The sequence below is a fragment of the Nostoc sp. FACHB-888 genome (assembly GCF_014696655.1).
Taxonomy (GTDB): domain Bacteria; phylum Cyanobacteriota; class Cyanobacteriia; order Cyanobacteriales; family Nostocaceae; genus Nostoc.
On the sequence record NZ_JACJQM010000382.1, the window covers coordinates 1 to 2,255 of the forward strand.

Annotated in this window: 1 pseudogene; it reads right to left on the reverse strand. The window is 41.9% G+C overall.

The annotated features are described in order from the left end of the window. A pseudogene (locus H6G26_RS41090) lies at positions 1-2,255 on the reverse strand (serine/threonine protein kinase); the annotation flags it as partial.

Sequence of the window (2,255 nt, forward strand, 5' to 3'; positions counted from 1 at the left end):
TCATAGCAGTAGTGTGCTTCTTTCATGTAGAGCTGGGCAAATTTTTCTCGACCTCGCGCTAGATAATGTTTTGCAGCCAATTCGTATGCTAACGCCTCTTCGTGGATATATTCATTTTCTCTGGCTCCTTGAATCGCCCGTTCATAAAACTCTTCAGCCTCAAGAAATTGCCCTAAGACTCGCGCTTTCTCTGCCTCGACTAGATAAAATTTATGTAGATAATTCATTGGGGCGTGTTCTGCCCATTTCTGCATCTTTTCTTGGTTAGTGTTAACAGAGTTTAGCCAAGTTGATTTTTCAGAGTTTGAAACATCGAACGATAGGTTCAAAAGCGCCAGAGAATGGTAGAAACAGAATAAAGGTAAAACCTTTATTGCTGTCACCTCTTCAAGATATTGCCTTGCCGAAACAGCAGTTTGTACAGCTTGATAATATTCCCCAAATAGATAACACAATATAACTTTGTATAAATAAAACATTTGAATTGCAGTTCCATCCTTAACTGCAATAGCGTGTGGTAACGCCTCCTCTTCATTACACACCCGACCAACTAAGCGGCTGGGATTAAGAGACCTATCTAACAAATTAAGAATAGTCTGCCGCAATATTGTCAGCCAACTCGAGGGACTTTCTCGTCTAATTTGGTTGATCGCTTTGCTGTAAATTACTGTTTTTTGTTCCAGTTGAGTAAGTTCCTCTCCAGCAAAAAATGAGTTATGGCACAAGTAATATGCAGCATAACCAGCGAATTCAAAGTCTCCAGTTTCCACTCCTTCCTGATAAGCCTCAACCAGCAGTGGTATTGTGTTCCTAAGATGTACCTTCAAGTGCATGACGTGGGTACTCAAAAACAATAATGCTTTAACATTCCCTTTTTTGGTATTCAATCGTTCTGCCAAGCTGAGAGCCAGTTGTCCAAATTTATAACCGAGTTCAATGTCTTGAACAACTCCACATAGAACCAACCCGTAGCAGGCATAACTATGTGGTGACCAGGTAGTATTACCGTAGTTAATTGACAGATTTACCCTCTTACATACAATCAGTATCCACAGTGCTGGTAACGTTATAAATGCAGCAGACACCATATTCGATAGGATTGATATAGCTGCCAGTGGTTCTGGTGCAGCAATCTCTGGTAAATTAATTAAGTCTTCGATTTCTCGTTGGGCGAGTAGTGCAGCCGTTGACTCCAATTCCCTTTGAATATCTGCCCGACTTGGATTTTCTATTAAATCTATTCCCAAGAGCTTTAACGCTTCCAACCCAGTTTTTAGTGTTTCTTTCAGGTTGCCCTGTGACAAATATCCTTGAATTCTGCTATCGTAAGCCTGCACTTTGTCAACCACTGTTTTGGCACGAGCGAGTACCACTTCTACCAACTGTTCCATCTCATCAAAGCAACCCTGGAGATACGCCGCTTCTGCTGCTTCTGAGTACAGCGCTAAGGTCAGGTCATACTCAGTGAGCCAACTCTCTGTATCGAGAAGTTGAAGACCTGTAGTGAAATACTTAAAAGCTGCTTCATAAGCCGTTGCTGACTTTGCTTTCTGACCTGCCATTAAATTCAATCTGGCAATTTCAGTTCGTTCTGGTTGAGCAGTGACAAGCTCCGTTCCTTGATCGAGATGATCCACAATAGTAAACAGTCTATCGAATCGTTGCTCCGGTGAAGTTTTTTCGAGCAAATTGCGACCGATTTGGAGATGAACCACTTGTTTGCACGACTCATCAATTAGGGCATAAGCCGCTTGCTGCACGCGATCGTGCAGAAACTTATACTCTTGAACCAACAAATCTTCGTCCAATTCAGACAGAGGTTGAATTAATCCCGCTTGTATTGCTACAAGTAGATCCTGGAAAATTGCTTTCGGTGATTTTTCGCAAACGATCGCCAACGTTTCTAAATTAAACTCAGACCCAACACAAGCGGCTAAACAAAGAATTCGCCGTGTTTCATTTGGCAATTTCTTCAACTGGATCAGTAGCAACTCTACCACATTATCGGTAATATTTTGGGCTTGAATTTGAGCAATATCCAACTGCCAGCTTAACTGTTTCGCATTAAAGATTAACAGATTTTCGCTATACAGCATTCGCAAAAATTCACCGACAAAGAAAGGGTTGCCTTCGGTTTTACGTAACACTAATTGGGCTAAAGAACGAACGGTGTCAATATTGCGACCTAGCGTCTCGGCAATCAGTTGACTCAAGGGTTCGAGCGTTAAGGGTGCTAAGGTAATCTCCTGAAGTAC